The organism is Pseudomonas sp. KBN10P06128 (assembly GCF_037574945.1).
Taxonomy (GTDB): Bacteria; Pseudomonadota; Gammaproteobacteria; order Pseudomonadales; family Pseudomonadaceae; genus Pseudomonas; species Pseudomonas aeruginosa.
Genome location: NZ_JBBELR010000001.1, coordinates 312,278 through 331,155, shown reverse-complemented (window position 1 = coordinate 331,155; position 18,878 = coordinate 312,278). Strand labels below are relative to the sequence as shown.

The following is an 18,878-nucleotide window of genomic DNA, read 5'->3' as shown; positions in this document are numbered from 1 at the left end:
ACCAGAAAAGTACCGCTAACGTTGGGGCCTGCGCACTCCTGGGTTGCCTATATGTAAAGCAACAGCAGAGGGCAACAAAACGGGTTTGTGTGGACGCGGGGAAGCCCAAAGCGGCAGGCCTTACTGATAGTGTTAGTACCTATGACCATGCTGGGCTAAGTCGCTGTCCGTAGGCCGCCAGGCGCTTGTCAAAATTCAGGTTCGGTGAGAAGGCAGCAGGACGAGCTAGGGGCTGGCTAGGTGTCAAAATCGCTGGGGCCCATTTCGTTTTTTGTGCCCTAGATAACCACCCTTAGATACCACTAAGAGCTATAAACTGCAGACGGCGACATAAGGCCAAGGCCTTGCAGGACGGTACTTAGAGGCATTTTTGAACCTTTGCCGCCAACCTAAATATCTGTACCGCATTGCCCTCCGAAGGCAGGGGTCGTGGGTTCGAATCCCGCCGGATGCGCCATACAAATCAAGCACTTACCAAAAGTCATTAGCCACAAGCCACCTCTCATGGGTGCATGGTGGGTGCAGTAAGCCTAAAGGAAAGCCCCGTCCTGAATCGCTCAGGCGGGGCTTTTTTATGCCGGCCAGCTCAAATGTCTGTCGTCAGTTCCAGCAGGGCAACCGGGTGGTCTGCGTCGCTCCCGGTAAGTTCGATCCCCTGGCGATTGGTCAGGCAAGGTGGGATTTTCCTCACTTCCCCCATTGGCGGTTGTGAGATAGCGCCGCGTTAGCCCATGGCTCAGTTCGGAGCCATCGCTGGTCGCGCCAAGGGGCGCACTTGAAATGCGCCCCTTCCCGGTAACGCGATCAACGTTAGTCCACCGTTAGCCAACGTTGCTCCAACGTTAATGCCCGAGGCCGTAACTCAGCGGGGTCGCCGTCTCCACAAAATTGCGGCCACGGTCGCGCGATCATCTCCTGAGAAATCAGGGCATGTTCACTACGAATATTTTGTAGTGGCGGCTTCAGCCGGTGGCTGGAGTGAGAGTTTTACGAGACTCTCGTAATACCCCGAATCTGGGGGATTTTGTGCGTCCGAAATTCGGACTGTAGTGGTCTACTGATCCCGGACACCGATTTAGGCGAGAATCCTCGCCGTGAGAGAGGTGTCTGATGAGCAAGCAACGACGTACGTTTTCCGCCGAGTTCAAACGAGAGGCCGCGGCCCTGGTGTTGGACCAAGGCTACAGCCATATCGACGCCTGCCGTTCGCTGGGGGTGGTGGATTCGGCCTTGCGCCGTTGGGTGAAGCAGCTCGAGGCGGAGCGCCAGGGTGTGACCCCGAAGAGCAAGGCGTTGACGCCTGAGCAGCAAAAGATCCAGGAGCTGGAAGCCCGGATCAACCGATTGGAGCGGGAGAAAGCGATATTAAAAAAGGCTACCGCTCTCTTGATGTCGGACGAACTCGATCGTACGCGCTGATAGACCAGTTGAGTGAGCAGGAGTCGGTGGAAGTGGTCTGTTCAGCTTTCGATGTGGCGCGGTCTTGCTACTACGTCCACCGTCTTCGACGGCGGCGTGTCGATGCTCGCCGCGTGGCGCTACGCAGCCAAGTCAACCAGTTGTTCAGCCAGAGTCGGGGCTCGGCCGGCAGCCGCAGCATTCTGGGCATGCTGCGCGAAGAGGGCGTGACCATCGGCCGTTTCCGAGTGCGTCGGTTGATGCGTGAGCTGGGCCTGGTCAGCAAGCAACCGGGCTCGCACGCCTACAAACAGGCCACGGTTGAGCGGCCGGATATCCCGAATCGGCTGAACCGCGAATTCGCGACCGAGCATCCCAATCAGGTGTGGTGTGGCGACATCACCTACGTCTGGGCGCAAGGCCGTTGGCACTACCTGGCCGCGGTGCTGGATCTGCATACCCGGCGGGTGATCGGCTGGGCGTTCTCGGCCAAGCCGGATGCCGAACTGGTGATCAAGGCCCTGGACATGGCCTACGAACAGCGCGGCAAGCCACAGCAGGTGCTGTTCCATTCAGACCAGGGCAGCCAGTACGCCAGCCGCCTGTTTCGGCAACGGCTCTGGCGCTATCGGATGCAGCAGAGCATGAGTCGCCGAGGGAATTGCTGGGATAACTCGCCGATGGAGCGCCTGTTCCGCAGGCTGAAGTCGGAGTGGGTCCCGTCAACGGGTTACCTGACGGCGCAGGAGGCCCAACGGGACATCAGTCATTACTTGATGCACCGCTACAACTGGATCAGGCCGCATCAATTCAACGACGGGTTACCACCTGCGGTGGCCGAAGAAAAACTCAACCCACTGTCCGGGATGGGTTGACCACTACAGACGCACAAAACACCGACTGACGACGAATTTCGTCCGCAGTCAAAAGGACGTTTTGCGTACTTTTGAAGCCGGGTTTTCAAATGCGGGATATTCCCGTATTTGCGCTTGAACGCAGCGAGCCTTTGCCTGCAATGCAGGAGATCCAAAACCGGCGATTTGCCGGTTTTGAGGTCGGACTATCCGACTTCAAGCCGGCCACCCGCATTTGAACGGCGGTTCGCCCCCATTGGGGGAATACCGGCTGAGGGAGAGGTCACGCATACGGTGGAAAGGTGAGCTTGTACCGGCTGGGCTTGGTGAACGTTTGGACAATCAGACTACGCGTGCTGAAGCGTTGTTTGGATAGGGGCAGAGGCAGAAAATACTCCAACCATTCAGCCTCACAATCCAAAAGCCATTGTGCAACTTTTTGGTTGATAACGTTGTGGATAGAACGCTAGGGAACAAATACCCAAAGGGCTCCGAGAGAGTGCGCAACTTTTTGCAAGCGGTGCGCAAAAAGTTGCGCAATTTTCAGTGTTCTTCCCATGAGAATCGCCAGCGAGTTTTTGGCTTCCCCCAATAACGCCTTGATGGAAAAGAGTTTCAAGACTAGTGGCACGGTTCTTGTCTAGCACCGATGTCCCCGGCATATCGCCTGGGCACTTTCAACGACAAGGAACGTATCCATGGCAACCCCCGCCTATATGTCCATCACCGGCACCAAGCAGGGCCTGATCACCGCCGGCGCCTTCACTGAGGACTCGGTCGGCAACACCTACCAGGAAGGCCACGAGGACCAGGTGATGGTCCAGGGCTTCAACCACGAAGTGATCATCCCGCGCGACCCGCAGTCCGGCCAGCCGACCGGCCAGCGCGTGCACAAGCCGGTGGTCATCACCAAGGTCTTCGACAAGGCCTCGCCGCTGCTGCTGGCCGCCCTGACCTCCGGCGAGCGCCTGACCAAGGTCGAGATCCAGTGGTACCGCACCTCCGCCGCCGGCACCCAGGAGCACTACTACACCACCGTCCTGGAAGACGCGATCATCGTCGACATCAAGGACTACATGCATAACTGCCAGGACCCGGGCAACGCCCACTTCACCCACCTGGAAGACGTGCACTTCACCTACCGCAAGATCACCTGGACCCACGAAGTCTCCGGCACCTCCGGCTCCGACGACTGGCGCTCGCCGGTCGCAGGGTGAGTTGACAGGCACACCGGTCGTACACCTGTACGGCCGGTTCTCCGTCGAGCCGAAAATGTCCGCTACTTCGCGAAATAGACACCGAGCCAAGACTTTCGGCAGCGGCTGAGCAAGAGTAACGTGGCTTGCTCCTCCAATGGATTGGAAAGGAACTGCCCACCCGGAACAGGGAACGATCCATGCGTCAAAGAGACCTGAAATTCACCTTCGTCGTTGGCGAAGGGAACCTTGCGTTCGATGTCGTCGAGTTCGAACTGGAAGAAGCGCTCTGCGAGCCTTTCCGCCTGAACCTGAAGCTGGCCAGCGACAAGAACGCCATCGATTTCAAGCAGGTACTCGACCAGCCGGGCACCTTCACCCTCTGGGAGGACGGCCGTCCGGCCCGCTACGTCCATGGCATCGTCAGCCACTTCACCCAGGGCAGCTCGGGTTTTCGCCGGACCCGCTACGAACTGCTGCTGGAACCGCAGTTGGCGCGCCTGGAGCTGTGCTGCAACTGGCGGATCTTCCAGGAGAAGAGTGTTCCGGAGATTCTCCAGGCGCTGCTCAAGGAGCACCGGGTGCTCGACTACGAACAGCGTATCTACCACGAGCACCTGCCACGCGAATACTGCGTGCAGGCCGGCGACAGCGATCACTACCTGCACGACCGGCTGGCCTTCGAGGAAGGCCTGGTCTACTACTTCCGCTTCGACGAACACCGCCACACCCTGGTCTGCAGCGACCGGCTCTACGTCCAGGAGCGTATCGCCGGCGGCCCGGTACTGTTCAGCGCCCAGCCGGAGGGCGACAACCCGCAGCCGGTGCTTCATTCTTTCCGCTACAGCGAAAATGTTCGTACGGCTCGACAGACCCAGCGGGACTACAGCTTCAAGCGCCCGACCTACGACCAGGAGCATCATCTCGCTGGCGAGGCGCTCGAGCATCAGGGCTCGTCCTACGAGCGCTACGACTACCCCGGTCGCTACAAGCAGAGCGGCGCCGGCCGGCCTTTCAGCGAAAGCCGCCTAAGAGGGCACCGGCGCGATGCGCGGGTGGCATCGGTCAGCGGCGACGACCCGCGGCTGATCCCGGGCCACGCCTTTGCCCTGGAAGGTCATCCGCGTGCCGACTTCAACGCCTGGTGGCGGCCGGTGCGGGTGGTCCATCGCGGCACCCAGTATGCCGGCCAGGAGGAAGAGTCCGCCGACGCCCCTCTGGGGGTGAGCTACGACCTGCGCGCCGAACTGGTGCCCGAGGACGTCGAATGGCGTCCCGCACCGCTGCCTCGGCCGCGTATCGATGGTCCGCAGATCGCGACGGTAGTCGGCCCGGCAGGGGAAGAGATCCATTGCGACGAGTGGGGGCGGGTGAAAGTCCAGTTCCCCTGGGATCGCGAGGGACGTCACGATGAGTTCAGTACCTGCTGGATACGGGTCGCGCAGAACTGGGCAGGTGCCGACTGGGGGCACATGGCGATCCCGCGGATTGGCCAGGAGGTGATCGTCGATTACCTGGACGGCGACTGCGACCAGCCGATCGTCACCGGGCGTACCTACCGGGCGACCAACCGGCCGCCCTACGCGCTGCCCGACCACAAGATCCTCAGCACCATCAAGAGCAAGGAGTACAAGGGCAGCCGGGCCAACGAGCTGCGCATCGACGACACCACGGCGCAGATCAGTGCGGCGCTGATGAGCGACCACGGTGCCAGCGCGCTGCGCCTGGGCTACCTGACCCATCCTCGGCCCGAAGGCGGCAAGCCGCGCGGCGAGGGCTTCGAACTGCGCACCGACGAACATGGCGCGGTGCGTGCGGCCAGGGGCCTGCTGCTGAGCACCGAGGAGCAGCTCAGGGCCGGCGCCGGCCATCTCGACCGAGGCGTCGTGGTGCAGGTGCTGGAGGCGGCGTTGGAGCTGGCCCGCGAGCTGGGCGACTACGCCGGGGAGCACCAGGGCGTGGGGCACGACGCTGCGCCGCAGCAAACCCTCCAGGAAGCCGTGCGCGACCTCGGCCACGGTGCCAACGACGAGTCCGGCAAGAGCAACGGAGGCAAGCCGGCGATCGCCTTGAGCGGTCCGGCAGGGATCGCCGCGGCGACGCCGGCGAGCCTGACCCTGGCCGCCGGCGAGCACGTCGACAGCGTGGCCCGGCAGAACCAGCAGGTGACCGCCGGGCAGAAGGTGGTGATCAACGCCGGCAGCGACATCGGCCTGTTCGCCCAGGGCGGCGAGCTGCGCCAGATCACCCACCAGGGGCCGATGCTGCTGCAGGCGCAGAAGAACGACATCCGCCTGGAGGCCGAGCAGAGCGTGGAGGTCAGCGCCAGCCAGCAGCACGTGCTGGTCACCGCGAAGGAGCACATCACCCTGATGTGCGGCGGCGCCTACCTGACCCTCAAGGGCGGCAACATCGAGCTGGGCATGCCCGGCAACTTCGTGGTCAAGGCGGCGAAGCACAGTCATGTCGGCGCGGCCAGCCTGGAAGCCGAGCTGCCGCAGTTCGAGGTGGGCGAGACGCAGCGGCGGTTCGTCCTCAAGCAACTGGACGGGCAGACGGCCATGCCCAACGTGCCCTATACCATCACCATGGCCAACGGCGAGGTCATCGAGGGCGTCACCGACGCCGAAGGCGCCACCCAGCTGCTGCAGAAGGATGCGATGAACATCGCCAAGGTCGATATGAAACACACGAAATCGCCCGCCTCCGCAGTTGCCGGGATAGCAGCGGCGGTTGGCGCGGCGGTTGCAGTCGGCAAGCTCCTGAGTGGCCCCGACGCCGAGGCCGGACGTGCTCTCAGCGAAGGGGAAATCAGCCTGGCGAAAGACGTATTCGGCGACTCCATCGACTATTCCACGGTCCGCCTGCGCGACGAGGACTATGTCCCCTGGCAGGGCAAGGACTACGTGATGGCGCCGAACGGCCACATCTACTTCGGCGAGGAGTTGCGCGGCGTGGCGGACTGGAGCCTGGAGAGCCTGCAGCGCCAGGGCCTGTTCATCCACGAAATGACCCATGTCTGGCAGCACCAGCATGGCGTCAACGTCCTTCTGGTGGGGGCCTACCAGCAAGCCAGGCAGTTTCTCCTAGGCGACCAGTACGCCTACCGGTTGGAGCCGGGAAAGACGTTGAAGGACTACAACATCGAACAGCAGGGAGACATCGTTCGAGATTATTTCCTCGAGAAGAACGAGTTCGGGGAAGCCTCTGCGAACAGCAGGTTCGCTGGCGTACTGAAAAACTTCCCAACGGGATACTGACCAATGAAACGCAAGACCTTGCTCATTGCCTGCCTGTTCGGCCTGGGAAGCGTCCAGGCCCTGGCCGTTTCCAAACTGCCACCGCAGATCCCGGTGCACGCCGGCTCCGGGCGCGTGACCCTGGATCTACGCCCCTTGCTGGCGGAAACCAACGACGTCGAGATCACCCGTGTTTCGGTATGTCGGCGGGTCGGCAGCCATTGCCAGGAAACGCTGTGGCGGATCGAGCTCCCGCCCGGGTGGCGTGCCGGGGAGATCGAGGTCTTCGGCGACTATCCCGGCTCCAGCGTGCTCCTGCGCCGGCCGGAGCGCTTGCAGCCAGATGGGAGCTACAACGCATTCATTCATTTCAACGAGCGTAGCCGTCGGCACCGGCAAACGGTTTCCAGCATTGCCGTCGAATTCTGCCTGGCCGGCGAACCTGGCAACTGGATGCTGCTCGACGAAGCGACCTGCCTGGCACGACGCAACGCCGAGGAGCGGCAAGGAGAGAAGCCATGAACGATAGGGTTCGGTCGAGGACGATCGTCTCTGCCCAGTCCATCACCTTGCCCAAGGGCGGCGACGTGCACCTGGTGCCGCCTCCGCCCAAGCCTTGCGTGACCATCGTGGTGCATGGCGTCAACGATCTCGCGGGTTGCTACGAACGGATCGAGCGAGGGCTCTGCCAGGGGCTCAACGAACGCCTGGACATGCCGCCGACCTTGCCCGGCGGGCAGGCCAATCCCGGCTACCTGACGCCGGCGGGCTACAGCCTGCCGGCGGACGACGAAGGCAAGGCGGAGAACCCCGACGCCGTCTACTACCGGCGCAAGTTCGCCAGTGGCGCCGGCGGGGCCGCCGTACGCAGCGTAGTCGTACCTTTCTACTGGGGCTTCCGCGAGGAAGAGCAATACATCAACAAGACCGCGGCCCACGGCGAATGGCTGGACCGCAACGGCAACCGGCTGGACAAGTCCGGCACCAAGGAAGGCGGGCAGTTCGTCAATGCCACCACCAACCTGCCGGACATGTGGGGCCAGGGTTTCAACGGCAAGCTGTTCGGTTTCATCTCGCTGGACTGGTTCGGCGGCACCATGACCCATCCGCTGTTTTCGGCGGCAGGGCGCAAGTACATGGTCCTTGCGGCCATGCGCCTGGCCATGTTGATCAAGATCATCCGCAAGCGTTACCCGGACGACACCATCAATGTCGTCGGGCACAGCCAGGGCACCCTGTTGACCCTGCTGGCACATGCCTTCCTCAAGGATGACGGCGTGGCGCCGGCGGACGGGGTGATCATGCTCAACTCACCCTACGGCCTGTTCGAACCCCTCAACGAGAAGCTCCAGGGCTGGAGCAGCCAGCAGACCAGAGAGGCGCGGCTGGCCACGCTCAAAGGCATCCTCGAGTTCATCTGCGGCCGGCGCCATCCGGTCCCCGCGCTGAGCAGCGTCGCGTTGCGCAACTGCCAAGGCTACGGCGCGATAGGCGGTCCCGGCTGGGTGGGTGGCCTGGGCTGCCAGACGACCATCGACGGGGAACGGCTCAGCTTCGATGAGCGCGACAATCGCGGCAGTGTCTACCTGTATTTCACGCCCCAGGACCAGACGGTGGGACTTGCCAACGTCCAGGGTATCGGCTGGCGCGGCATTGCTGAGCAGGTCAAGGGGCTCCCGGGAAGGACCGGGCTGCCGCAGGGTTTTCACCAGCGCATCTTCACCGTACGCAAGCGCAATGGCGAGAAGGAAAAGATCGGCGGGCACGCCCCTCCCCATGTCTACCCTCTTCTGCTGGCCGGCGAGAAGACCTGGGAAGACACCGGGCTGGGCGGCAAGGACAGATTCGGCCGGGCGAACTTCGACCAGGGCGACAGCGTGCTGCTGACCGCGCCGCGTCTGCCGTTGCCGACGGAAGCGCGATTCGATTTCGACGGAACCGTCACGGCGCCGGGAGAGAACTCCGCCAGCGGCGTCTATCAGGTGCGCGATACCCTCGATCCGATCGACGCCGCCATCGGCGTAAGCAACGGCGGCTGGAAGGAAAAGGACAGCGGGCATGCCGTCGCGCAACAGGTGGACACCGCGCTGGCGTACCGCTACGGGCGCGACACGCGCAGCGTGGAGAGGGCGTTGAACGAAGGCAAGGAACTGGCCCGGCAGACCCATGTGTTTTCCGCTCGTGAACTGGGCACCGGCATGGTTCTGGTCACCCGCGCGGAAACTCCCTACGAGGCCCGGCTGCGCCTGCAGACGGCGGAGGGCCATCTGGAGCCCTTGTCGTTCCACTCGGCCATACCCAACAACCCGGAGCATAACCGGCGGGTACTGGCCTATGACCTGGCCATCGGGGCCGGGGACAGCGTGGATGATGTGGTTTTCTATCAGTATCTGTGTCGGGTGGCGGATTGGCGGTTGGATTGGAAGGCTAAGGACAAGGGGCTAAATGGCCAAGCAAATGACGAAATACATATTCCGAGCGAAGAGGTGCAAGCGTTGTATCACGCGGAAGAGCCTAAAAATAGCGAGCTAATAGACGCCACTGTAGTCTACCGCAAGAGTGGCAAACTCCCTGTGACAGTAGGAGACAGCCTGCCTTCCTTGGTGGCGACACAAACCATCGAAGACCGCTATTACAGCCGGCCGGTGCGTTTTGGAGGAGCGAGCTGATGCGTTTGACGTTCTCAACACTCTCTCTCGTCGGTTTGCTTTTGAGCAGTTCTGCTGGGTATGCCGCCGAGTCACTTTTGTCTTCGATGCGTTGTTTCGTTAATCCAGCGACGTCCGTTACCGCTTACACCCCGGCCAAGGAGGCCGCCATGTCCGCTGATGCTTATCACGCTCCGAAAACTTCGCCGCGCCTGGAAACCCTGGATGTGCTCAGCATAGGCATGAGCCTGGATGTGTTTCGCCAGGGCCAGGTATGGAAGGCCTTGCAGGAGCAGAATGCGGTGCAGGCCGAGGCCTTGCATGTCGGCAGCATCCTGCCGATGGACCCGAAGAAGTATCCGACGTCTGCGGATGACAAGGATATGGCGTATGAAAAGCGCCAAGCGGACGCCCTGGAACTGGGGCTGAAAAACTTTCTGGAGAAATGGCCGATACCAACGGTGACGGTGGTGCGTAGTTGGGATCCGAGCACTCCTAACCTACGCTTCACTCCGGAGGAGACGCGGGAAAGCCTGTCAGTAAAAGTCAATGATCTCCGTGTTCCGGCTGGACTGCATTGGCATCGGATTGCCAATTTGCAGGATGGCATTATCTGTAACGATACGCCTGAAGGAGTACTGGAGGCGTTGTTCAGTTTGTTCGAACGCAACCCAGACTTGCCAGCAGTGTTGGTGTACGCCAACGAAGGCTTCAATATGGCCGGTTCCTTATCGAGTCGGGATGTACCTTTAAAATCATTAGGGGGAGGTTCTGGCCCACGTGTACCGGGGACCTTGACAGACACCATGGTCGCCCTGATCGTCGGCCGCCCCGAGCGGGTCGACTGGCTACGCCAGTTCGCCCCCTACACCAAGGTCAACGAAAACCGGATCGACCCCGAGTTCCGTGGCTGGGGCTGGCGCAAGCCACCGGTTGAGTTCCGCCCCACGCCGTTCATTCCCCAGCCCTGGACCGAGCGGGCTCTGGAGCAGTGGGATGCGTTGCCGGTGCTGGCCAGGCTGCATCGGCCGGTGAGTGTGCCGCTGACCCGCCCGGATACCGGCGAACGGCTCAAGCGCGAAGCTCTCACCGCACAACTGGCCGCTGCCTGGAAGACGGCCAGTGCCGGGCTCAGGCCGGCGCCCGCCCGGCTGTTCTACGACGGCGGGTTGAACGCCACGCCGCTGGCCGAACTCACCCCGGCGCTGGGCGCCGCGCAGAGTTCGCTGGACCTGCTGGACTCGCGGGAAAGCTACGACCTGACCCAGCGCCTGGGCGACACCGGCGCGGCCTCGCCCTTCGTTGGCATCGCCCTGGCGACCATGGCCAGCTACCTCAACAGCGACAGCAGCATGGTGATGCCGTTGCGGCGCAAGGACCAGGCGACCCTGATCGGCATCAGCTCGCCGACGCCGGGGAAGAAGCCCGCTCACGACCCGTTCGGCGTCGACCTGCTGCCGCAGACCGCCAGCGGCGACGGTCCGCCGCCATCGGCCGACCCGGTGGCGCCCGCCAGTCGGCTCACGACCCGGTTGCCGCCCGGCGAAGACTATGCCCTGGAAGAGTTCCTGAGCAGCCTCAAACCCAGCACCGACTGGCAGGACGATTTGTAGGTCGATGGTGTCCCGCGCCAGATGGAGTTTTCGTCAGATGACAAGGACAGGTGACCTACAAGCAGGCCCAGGTGCGGTATGGCATCCAGGGCCGGTCGACGGTTCTGGTATGGTTGCGCAAGCATGGTCGGCAGGATTGGAGCCAAGGGGCGTCGATTCGGGCCGAGAAGAGTTGCGCGATGTCTGACCCCAAAACGCTCACTCCAGAGCAGCGGATCAAAGAGCTTGAGCAGCAGCTTGAGTTGATGAGCCAGAAGGCTCAGTTCTTCGAGACCGTCGTCGATGTCCTGAAAAATGATTACGGTGTATCGGTCGTAAAAAAGCGATCCGGCAAGTCCTCTCGCAAGGTCAAGTCGCAGGACTGAGCATTGCCAGGGCTTGTCAGTTTCTTGGCATGAGCCGACAGGCTTACTACAAGCGCAATCGAGCTGCTGATAGCAAAGCACGCCAGGCAGATCGGGTTGTCGAATTTGTTCAACAAATCCGGATACGTCAGCCACGACTAGGCGCACGAAAGCTGCACTATCTGCTGCATTGCCAGCCTGATAGGCGGCTCCAAATTGGCCGAGACCGACTATTTCAGGTCCTGGGAGAGCGCCGTTTGCTGGTGTTGCCCAAGCGGGCGTATCACAAGACAACACAAAGCTTTCATCGCTTCTACCGCCATCCGAACCTACTCAAGTCAGGCCCGAACCAGGTTGTCCCGTCAGGACCGGAGCATGTTTGGGCGGCGGACATTACTTACCTGCCAGCCAGTAGCGGCCCGCTGTACCTAAGCCTGGTAACGGATGCGTATTCCAGAAAAATTGTTGGCCACCATTGACCTGCCCCCAGTTTTAGTACCGCTGCCTAGTTAGTAGGCCCTGGGGTTGATATTAATTTTTCCTGCTTCAGTTGCTGCTGGCGAGTTCGCCAACTTGCAGCAAATTCTGCCGGGGTGAGATTGCCAATCGCGCTGTGCGGTCGGTGTTCGTTGTAATCCCGCCGCCAGGCCGCAATGCGGATTCTCGCTTCGGCCAGCGAACAGAACCAGTGCTCATTGAGGCATTCGTCCCGGAACTTACCGTTGAACGACTCGATGAAGGCATTCTGCGTGGGCTTACCAGGCTGAATCAGCTTCAGCTTGATGTCGCGCTGATAGGCCCATTGATCGAGTGCCTTGCCGGTGAACTCGGGCCCCTGGTCGGTGCGGATCGCTTTCGGGTAGCCGCGAAACCGCGCCATCTCGTCCAGCGCCCGTGTGACACGAAAGCCGCTGATACCGTGCTCCACCAGGATGCCGACCGACTCCTTGGTGAAGTCATCGACCACCGTCAGGCATTTGATCCGTCGCCCGGTGCTCAGTGCATCGAAGACGAAGTCCATCGACCAGACCTGGTTTGGTGCGCTCGGCAAACTCAGACGTTCGTGCTCCACCGCGACGCCATGGCGGCGGCGCCGCCGTTTCACCATCAAGCCGGCAGCGCGGTACAGGCGATAGATCCGCTTGTGGTTGACCTGCACGCCAGCACGCCGCAGCAGGATGTGCAGGCGGCGATAGCCAAAGCGCCGGCGCTCTTGGGCCAGTTCCACCAGTTGGGCTTGCAGCTCGGTGTTTTGCACACTGGCTCGCGGCTGGTAGCGCAACACCGAGCGGGACAGCCCGATCAACTGACAGGCACGACGCTCGGAGATGCCGGTTCGCGCCTGCATCTCCTGCACCGCCTCCCGCCGTGCTGTCGGGCTTACCCTTTTCCCCGGGCGACCACTTTCAGCGACTCGATGTCGAGGTGGGCCTCGGCGAGCAACTTCTTCAATCGGCTGTTTTCCAGTTCAAGATCCTTCAACCGTTTGGCGTCCGCCACGGTCATACCGCCAAACTTGGCCCGCCAGGTGTAGAACGAGGCATCACTGAAGCCGTGTCGGCGACACAGTTCCTTCACCGGCACACCGGCCTCCGCCTGCTTGAGGAAGTCGAGAATCTGCTCTTCGGTAAAACGCTTTTTCACTGCCGTCTCCTGCTCGGAAAACGGACTCTACTAAGTTTGACGTGGTACTGAAATCGGGGGGCAGGTCACCATGTGCATGAAAGCCTGCATGCCAAGTCAGTTGCACAAGCCTTTAGGCAGGCCCTACGCAAACGGCAGCGTCGCCAGTCACTGGTCCACCACTCGGATCGCGGTATTCAATATTGCTCGGCGCTGTATCAGTCACTGCATGCACGGCATGGCGTCCAGTGCTCGATGACTGACGGATATGACTGCTACCAGAACGCGCTAGCTGAGCGCATCAACGGGATCCTCAAAACAGAGCTGCTGCTGAGTAGCCCTGAAAATCTGGAGCAGACAAGGAAGATGGTTGCTGAAGCCGTGCAGATCTACAACACAGAGCGGCCTCACATGGCCCTGAAAAACAAAACGCCCGATGCGGTGCATCGGGCGTTTTGAGGCCTATCGGCCTACCTGAGCAGGTGTAAACCTATTTCAGGACTAGACAAGACCTGCCTCGCCGCCACCCGCTCCGCCGAGCAGCGCCTGTCCCTCGCCGCGAGACCAGAGCAACCGATCCTGTCCGGCCGGGAATGGCACTCAAGGCCGGGGCCAGATGGAGGGTCGATCGGCGGATAGTTCCTCGGGGCTGGCCGTTTCACGTCTATAGTTCTGCATGCTCGGATGCCGTTCCTACCAGGACTCCCACAGGAGCAACAGGATGCGCTCATGGCATGGCGTAGTCACGAAAATCGCCAAGCAAGGCAAGGGCGCCGTGGTCAAGAATCGACTCGGCCCGGAAGAGCTTCTGGTGCCCTTCACAGTGAGTACGCTCGTCGAGGTCGACCTGGACGCAAGGATCTACGGAACGGATGTGGACGACACGCCCTGGGCGGAGGGCGACGAACGAAAGGAGGTGCTGGTCGGTACCGAAGTAGAACTGCTGACCGATACGGATACCTTTCCTACCCATGCGTCCCAGGTGCTCAGCGCCAATTTCCGTTTCGCCCTCGACATCGTCAAGGGAGGGCTCAGCGGCCCGGTCAGGAAAGGGGCGGTCCTGGTCATCTACCACGACTTCCAGCAGGAGATCCGGAGAGGCGACTCCGGCAGCGCCTTCGCGGAGGCGGTCGTCGCCTATGCTCGGAACAAGCTCTACAAGCCGGCCTTCGCGATCAAGGCCGATACCAACTACGCCCAGTTGGTTCGGGATCTAGGCAAGGTTGCCGCGGAGAGCGGCGAACAGTACTTCATCGATACGATCCTCATCGCCACCCACGGCACGGCTGGCCAACTCTGGCTGGGCAACCCCCACGGCGATAGCACCGCGGACGTCATGGCCCGGCGTGTCCAGGGCAAGCAGTTCGTCGAGCCCCAGGCCTTTGGTGCGACCCTTCTCGAACTGTTCGGCAAGGAACTGGCCATCGCCCTCTACGGGTGCGACTTCGCCGGGGACGAGGACGGAGAAGCGGCGGCCCTCGAGCTGCGCATCGCCGCCAACGCGAGAGCGGTCTACGCCGGCAAGGGCACGGTGTATCTCAATGCCAGCAAAGAGGGTCGTTCCACGGTGACCTGCAGCAAGGCGATGGTGGTCTACCGGACCGACAAGATCGAGGTACTGGGTGGAAACCAGGTACCGGTATTCGATATCTGAGGCCCCGCCCCGCACTGTCATTGCCGATTGCCCAGGATCTTCGGCCCCAGACGCTCCGCCTCGCCCCTGGCCTTTTCCCTGGGGAGAGCCTTAAGATCGGGAGTCCGCACTGGGGCGGACCTTCTCTTCCTGCGGGTGGTTTCTCCGGATGCTTCCAGACAGCATGGTGGGTAGCAGCGCGCGGCGCCTTCGTTTGCGGCGGACGCGCGGGCGTGTCGGGCTCGGCCTGGTGGCCGGGCTGTCGGTACTGGCAGGCATGACCGACGCCATCGGTTTCCTCGCCACCGGCGACTTCGTTTCCTTCATGAGCGGCAACACCACGCGCCTGGCGGTATCGCTGGGCGAGGGCGACTTCGGCGGGCTGGTGCGGCTGAGCGTCGCCCTGGCCAGTTTCGTCGTCGGCAACGCGCTGGGAGTGATACTGGCGCGCTTCAGCGGGCGCCGGGCGGCGCCGATCCTGGTCTGCTGCGCGATGCTGCTGGCGTTGTCGGCGGTCTGGCCATTCGACTGGAACGTGCCGGCGCTGGTCGCCGCGATCCTCGCCATGGGCATGCTCAACGCCGTGGTCGAGCAGGTCAACGGCCTGCCCATCGGCCTGACCTACGTCACCGGCGCCCTCTCCCGCTTCGGCCGCGGCCTCGGCCGCTGGCTGCTGGGCGAGCGGCGCAACGGCTGGCGGGTGCAACTGGTGCCCTGGAGCGGCATGTGCGTCGGCGCGGTGCTCGGCGCCCTGCTGGAACAGCAACTGGGCCTCGCGGCGATGGCGGCGAGCGCAGCGCTGGCGGCTCTTCTCGCGTTGCTGGCGCTGGTGATTCCGCGGCCATGGCAGATGGACTATATGGTGCGTTGAGCGGCCACTGAGGGGTTTGCCGCGTGCCACGCCCCCCGAAACGGAGCGCAGCACTTCTTGACCTCGCCTGGAACCCCTCAACAGGATGCGTGCACATGCACTTATATGGAATGGCAGCCGATGTACCGCAGCGCCCTGGATTTCCGCCACTTCGTCGACCACCTGCGTCGCCAGGGCGACCTGGTGGACGTGCACACCGAGGTCGACGCCAACCTGGAGATCGGCGCCATCACCCGCCGGGTCTACGAACGCCGCGCACCCGCCCCGCTGTTTCACAACATCCGCGACAGCCTGCCCGGCGCGCGGGTACTGGGCGCGCCGGCCGGCCTGCGCGCCGACAGGGCCCGCGCCCATTCGCGCCTGGCGCTGCATTTCGGCCTGCCGGAACACAGCGGGCCACGGGACATCGTGGCCACGCTGCGCGCCGCGATGCGCGCGGAACCTATCGCGCCGCGCCGGCTGGAGCGCGGGCCGGTGCAGGAAAACGTCTGGCTCGGCGAGCAGGTGGACCTGACCCGCTTCCCGGTCCCCTTGCTCCATGAGCAGGACGGCGGCCGCTATTTCGGCACCTACGGTTTCCACGTGGTACAGACGCCGGACGGCAGTTGGGACAGCTGGTCGGTGGGCCGGCTGATGCTGGTGGACCGCAACACCCTGGCGGGTCCGACCATTCCCACCCAGCACATCGGCATCATCCGCGAGCAGTGGCGCCGCCAGGGCAAGCCAACGCCCTGGGCGATGGCCCTCGGCGCACCGCCGGCGGCACTCGCGGCGGCCGGTATGCCGTTGCCGGAGGGGGTCAGCGAAGCCGGCTACGTGGGCGCCCTGGTCGGCGAGCCGGTGGAGGTGGTGCGCACGCAGACCAACGGCCTGTGGGTTCCGGCCAATGCCGAGATCGTCCTGGAGGGCGAGATCAGCCTCGACGAAACCGCGCTGGAAGGCCCGATGGGCGAATACCACGGTTATTCCTTCCCCACCGGCAAGCCGCAGCCGCTGTTCCACGTCCATGCGCTGAGCTTCCGCGACCAGCCGATCCTGCCGATCTGCGTCGCCGGCACGCCACCGGAGGAAAACCACACCATCTGGGGCACCATGATTTCCGCGCAACTGCTGGACGTGGCGCAGAACGCCGGACTGCCGGTGGACATGGTCTGGTGCTCCTACGAGGCGGCGACCTGCTGGGCCGTGCTGTCGATCGACGTGCAGCGCCTGGCGGCCCTGGGCACCGACGCCGCGGCCTTCGCCGTACGGGTCGCCGAGACCGTCTTCGGCTCGCATGCCGGGCACCTGGTGCCGAAGCTGATCCTGGTCGGCAACGACATCGACGTCACCGAGATCGACCAGGTGGTATGGGCGCTGGCGACCCGCGCGCATCCGCTGCACGACCATTTCGCCTTCCCGCAGATCCGTGACTTCCCGATGGTTCCCTACCTCGATGCCGAGGACAAGGCACGAGGCAGCGGCGGTCGGCTGGTGATCAACTGCCTGTACCCGGAACAGTTCGCCGGGCAAATGCGTGCCGCTACGGCGTCGTTCCGCCACGCCTATCCGACGGCGCTGCGCAGGCGAGTCGAAGAACGCTGGAGCGACTACGGATTCGCCGACGCCTGAGCGCTACAATCCCCGCCCTGGCGAAAGAGGATCGAGGAAGGTGACCGGGCCAATGACCGAGACGAACGCACTGGGGCTGCCCCAAGGCCCGCTGTACCTGATGACGGAGATCGTCCGCCAGCGCGAACGGCAACTCACCGCCCTGCTTGCCCCTCTCGAACTGGGGCTGCATGAATGGCGTGCGTTGCGGATCATCCACGCCTTCGACGGTGACGTGCCGATGAGCGTGCTCATCGAGCACTCGCAGACCGACCGCACCGCGCTGGGCCGGACCATCGAACGGCTGGTGCGGCGCGGCTGGGTCAGCCGCCTGCCGGACCCGGACGACGGTCGCGCCGTGCTGGTGCGCCGCAGCCCCGCGGCACAGGCGGTGTTCGAGCAGGCCCTGGCACAGGTCGCAGGGCTCGACGAAAGGCTGCTGGCGGCTCTCGGCGCCGGCCCGGAAGAAGAGGCGCTGACCCTCGCCCTGGGCAAGTTGCTGCGGGCCTTCGACGGGCTTTCCCGCGTGACGCAATAGCCTTTCGAGGGCATCTCCGGGTTTGCGAAGCAACTCTCATCCCGGTCATGGACTGACCATCCGGCCCCCTATTTGCTGGCCGATTGATAGCATGGGCGGCCTTCGCAAGCCCATTCGACCCGCAATGCCACGACACCCGCACACCACCCTGCTCCTCTGCCTTTGCCTGATCCTGCCCGGTTGCGAGAGCGGCCGCAGCTACAGCCTTTCCGACGGCGCGCCGGCCACGGGCATCCGCATCCAGCGCGACGACCGCTCGCCGTTGCAGCGCCTGCGGGACTGCGAACGCCAGGGTTGCAGCGAGCGGCAGAAGATCGACCCGTTCACCCCCGATCCTGACTACCTGCGCGCGGAAGGCCACTTCCCGCTGCCCTGGTAAGCTTCCCTCTTCGCCCGTTCCCGACGGGCTTTTTTCCGTTCCCGACAGATACCCTCAGCTGCCCTCAGCGATTTCCTACGCACCAAGAAGGAAAGCCTCTCGCCTCTCTCGGAACGAGCCGATTTCTCGGCAGTCGCCGTTCGCATTCCATTGGTCACCCAACGGCAACGAGGATCGGCCATGACTGGATTGCCCTCGCATGGCAACGGACGCGCCCCCGGCGCCTGCCCATGTCCGGCCCTACCCGCCCCACTCCGAGGACTGAAGATGAACGACTACATCGCCCGGCTGCGCGAGAAATACGACGACCATTTCGGCTGTGCGCCGAGCATCGTCCTGGACTGCCGTGACTTCTGGAGGCACTGCGTGACGGCACCGGAAATGGCGGTGTTCGGCTACCGCCTGGAAAGCAGCCGGCGCCCGCACCACGTGGTGATCACCGCGGGGATGAGCCAGGCACGGATGCACTTCGCGCCCTATATGGGCAGCGCGCGCTGGTCCAGCGAGCTGATCTGCTACCTTGACGTCCTCGGCGGTGAGGACCTGCGCCACCTGCAGTGGCTCGCCGGCCTGCCGTTCCACGAACGCCTGGCCCTCGGCCACGGACACAGCGTGGCATTCGGTTTCCCGCTCTACGAGCACAGCCTGCTGCGTCACTTCCTTCTCCTGCCGACCCCGCTGGGCGAAGATGCCGCCCTGTTCGACGGTTTCGACCTGTCCGCCCATCCGGTCGACCTGCTCTGGGTCGTGCCGCTGACCGAGCAGGAATACCAGGTGAAAGTGAACAAGCATCTGGAAGGCATCGCCGAAGTGCTGAACGACGCCGGACATCCGCTCAGCCTCGACCGGCATCGCCATTGCTACGTCACCGGCCAACGTCCGGAAGGGTTCGAGCGGATACTGCATTAGGTCGCCGGGCAACCGGAGCAAGAGGCCCGTCGCCAGGCCCTAC

General features: G+C 63.2%; 13 protein-coding genes and 2 pseudogenes. 14 read left to right on the top strand and 1 reads right to left on the bottom strand.

The genetic code is table 11. The features are described 5' to 3' along the window. Nucleotides 1-1,110 precede the first annotated feature (1,110 nt). The 7 genes and pseudogenes from VQ065_RS01490 to VQ065_RS01460 form a co-directional block, all read left to right on the top strand. Nucleotides 1,111-2,273, top strand: a protein-coding gene (locus VQ065_RS01490; RefSeq protein ID WP_340080329.1) for an IS3-like element IS222 family transposase whose coding sequence is annotated in 2 segments (ribosomal slippage) — nt 1,111-1,366 and nt 1,366-2,273 — 1,164 coding nt in all. Because the reading frame shifts where the segments join, the coding sequence is not laid out codon by codon here. Between the two features lie 677 nt (nt 2,274-2,950). Further along, nucleotides 2,951-3,469 carry an Hcp family type VI secretion system effector gene (locus VQ065_RS01485; protein WP_003083317.1) on the top strand — a complete coding sequence of 173 codons (519 nt, stop codon included), beginning with the start codon at nt 2,951-2,953 and terminating at the stop codon, nt 3,467-3,469. A gap of 179 nt (nt 3,470-3,648) precedes the next feature. Then, entirely contained in the window at nt 3,649-6,708 is a 3,060-nt protein-coding gene (locus VQ065_RS01480) for a type VI secretion system Vgr family protein (RefSeq protein WP_014603488.1), read from the top strand. Nucleotides 6,709-6,711: 3 nt separating this feature from the next. Next, nucleotides 6,712-7,209, top strand: a complete 498-nt coding sequence (locus VQ065_RS01475; protein WP_003084126.1) for a hypothetical protein — start codon at nt 6,712-6,714, stop codon at nt 7,207-7,209. Then, nucleotides 7,206-9,356, top strand: coding sequence for a T6SS effector phospholipase Tle3 domain-containing protein (locus VQ065_RS01470; protein WP_003084124.1), 2,151 nt, complete (start codon nt 7,206-7,208; stop codon nt 9,354-9,356). The genes VQ065_RS01475 and VQ065_RS01470 overlap by 4 nt, the downstream gene beginning before the upstream one ends. Beyond that, complete coding sequence (locus tag VQ065_RS01465) at nt 9,356-10,948, top strand: type VI lipase adapter Tla3 domain-containing protein (protein ID WP_023656924.1); 1,593 nt, start codon at nt 9,356-9,358, stop codon at nt 10,946-10,948. Before VQ065_RS01470 ends, VQ065_RS01465 begins: the two co-directional genes overlap by 1 nt. A gap of 41 nt (nt 10,949-10,989) precedes the next feature. Further along, nucleotides 10,990-11,768: pseudogene (locus tag VQ065_RS01460) on the top strand (IS3 family transposase); the annotation flags it as partial. A gap of 29 nt (nt 11,769-11,797) precedes the next feature. Here VQ065_RS01460 and VQ065_RS01455 read toward each other — a convergent pair. Next, nucleotides 11,798-12,936, bottom strand: a protein-coding gene (locus VQ065_RS01455; protein WP_087819173.1) for an IS3-like element ISPa32 family transposase whose coding sequence is annotated in 2 segments (ribosomal slippage) — nt 11,798-12,687 and nt 12,687-12,936 — 1,140 coding nt in all. Because the reading frame shifts where the segments join, the coding sequence is not laid out codon by codon here. A 63-nt stretch (nt 12,937-12,999) separates the two neighbouring features. On the opposite strand from VQ065_RS01455, the pseudogene VQ065_RS01450 reads away from it, so the two are divergent. From VQ065_RS01450 to VQ065_RS01420, 7 genes and pseudogenes are all read left to right on the top strand, one after another. Next, a pseudogene (locus tag VQ065_RS01450) lies at nt 13,000-13,374 on the top strand (transposase); the annotation flags it as partial. A gap of 262 nt (nt 13,375-13,636) precedes the next feature. Next, nucleotides 13,637-14,569, top strand: a complete 933-nt coding sequence (locus tag VQ065_RS01445; RefSeq protein WP_003084116.1) for a hypothetical protein — start codon at nt 13,637-13,639, stop codon at nt 14,567-14,569. 163 nt (nt 14,570-14,732) lie between these two features. Next, entirely contained in the window at nt 14,733-15,419 is a 687-nt protein-coding gene (locus VQ065_RS01440) for a YoaK family protein (RefSeq protein WP_003106170.1), read from the top strand. Between the two features lie 120 nt (nt 15,420-15,539). Next, nucleotides 15,540-17,030 (top strand): UbiD family decarboxylase HudA, encoded by a 1,491-nt coding sequence (hudA, locus tag VQ065_RS01435; RefSeq protein ID WP_003084112.1) that lies wholly within the window; start codon nt 15,540-15,542, stop codon nt 17,028-17,030. A 40-nt stretch (nt 17,031-17,070) separates the two neighbouring features. Beyond that, nucleotides 17,071-17,547: a MarR family winged helix-turn-helix transcriptional regulator gene (locus VQ065_RS01430; RefSeq protein ID WP_003118626.1), complete on the top strand. Its 477-nt coding sequence runs from the start codon at nt 17,071-17,073 to the stop codon at nt 17,545-17,547. 91 nt (nt 17,548-17,638) lie between these two features. After that, nucleotides 17,639-17,926 (top strand): hypothetical protein, encoded by a 288-nt coding sequence (locus tag VQ065_RS01425; protein WP_021263260.1) that lies wholly within the window; start codon nt 17,639-17,641, stop codon nt 17,924-17,926. Nucleotides 17,927-18,193: 267 nt separating this feature from the next. Continuing rightward, nucleotides 18,194-18,835: a suppressor of fused domain protein gene (locus tag VQ065_RS01420; protein WP_003084105.1), complete on the top strand. Its 642-nt coding sequence runs from the start codon at nt 18,194-18,196 to the stop codon at nt 18,833-18,835. Nucleotides 18,836-18,878 lie beyond the last annotated feature (43 nt).

Excerpts from the sequence above, each read along its gene's own strand:
- VQ065_RS01485 (WP_003083317.1), top strand. The coding sequence starts at position 2,951 with ATGGCAACCCCCGCCTATATGTCCATCACCGGCACCAAGCAGGGCCTG.
- VQ065_RS01480 (WP_014603488.1), top strand. The coding sequence starts at position 3,649 with ATGCGTCAAAGAGACCTGAAATTCACCTTCGTCGTTGGCGAAGGGAAC.
- VQ065_RS01475 (WP_003084126.1), top strand. The coding sequence starts at position 6,712 with ATGAAACGCAAGACCTTGCTCATTGCCTGCCTGTTCGGCCTGGGAAGC.
- VQ065_RS01470 (WP_003084124.1), top strand. The coding sequence starts at position 7,206 with ATGAACGATAGGGTTCGGTCGAGGACGATCGTCTCTGCCCAGTCCATC.
- VQ065_RS01465 (WP_023656924.1), top strand. The coding sequence starts at position 9,356 with ATGCGTTTGACGTTCTCAACACTCTCTCTCGTCGGTTTGCTTTTGAGC.
- VQ065_RS01445 (WP_003084116.1), top strand. The coding sequence starts at position 13,637 with ATGCGCTCATGGCATGGCGTAGTCACGAAAATCGCCAAGCAAGGCAAG.
- VQ065_RS01440 (WP_003106170.1), top strand. The coding sequence starts at position 14,733 with ATGGTGGGTAGCAGCGCGCGGCGCCTTCGTTTGCGGCGGACGCGCGGG.
- hudA (WP_003084112.1), top strand. The coding sequence starts at position 15,540 with ATGTACCGCAGCGCCCTGGATTTCCGCCACTTCGTCGACCACCTGCGT.
- VQ065_RS01425 (WP_021263260.1), top strand. The coding sequence starts at position 17,639 with ATGGGCGGCCTTCGCAAGCCCATTCGACCCGCAATGCCACGACACCCG.
- VQ065_RS01420 (WP_003084105.1), top strand. The coding sequence starts at position 18,194 with ATGAACGACTACATCGCCCGGCTGCGCGAGAAATACGACGACCATTTC.